Genomic DNA, 677 nt, shown 5'->3' on the forward strand with positions numbered 1-677 from the left:
AGTACCACGACAGGTCGGCGATGGGTTCGCCAATCGGGCTGCTGGCGTCCTGCTCCAGATCGGCCAGGGACAACGGACGGTAGGTCACGTGCACGGTGGTTTCGGTGATGCCGTACATGTTGATCAATCGTGGCGCGGTGTCGCCGAAGCGCTCGAACCACGGGCGCAGGCTCTTCACGTCCAGCGCTTCGCCACCGAACACCACGTAGCGCAAGGCGTTGCTGCGGCTGTCGGCGCAGGCCTCGTGCATCAGTTGCTTGAACGCCGAAGGCGTCTGGTTGAGCACCGTCACCCCGGCCTCGCACAGCAATTCATGGAACTCCTTCGGCGAGCGAGTGACATCGTGAGGCACGATCAACAGCTCGCCACCGTGCAGCAACGCACCGAAGATTTCCCAGACCGAGAAGTCGAAGGCGTAGGAATGGAACAGACTCCAGACATCTTCCGGGCCAAAGCCGAACCACGCCTGGGTGGCGTCGAACAAGCGCAGGATGTTGCGGTGCGGCAGCAAGGTGCCCTTGGGTTGGCCGGTGGAGCCGGAGGTGTAGATCACGTAGGCCAGGTTCGACGCATCCATCGTCACTTGCGGATCGCTGTCGGCGATCTCGCTGACGTCCGCGTCCAGCAGCAGCGTCTGCACGCCCGCCGGCACCGGTAATTGATCAAGGAGGGATGCT

The 677-nt window shown here is 62.9% G+C and carries 1 protein-coding gene; it reads right to left on the reverse strand.

The annotated features are described in order from the left end of the window. On the reverse strand, positions 1-677 hold a 677-nt coding region (locus tag ACLEJR_RS27000; RefSeq protein WP_440817756.1), incomplete at both ends, for an AMP-binding protein.

This window comes from Pseudomonas sp. SMN5 (genome assembly GCF_052041925.1).
Lineage (GTDB): Bacteria > Pseudomonadota > Gammaproteobacteria > Pseudomonadales > Pseudomonadaceae > Aquipseudomonas.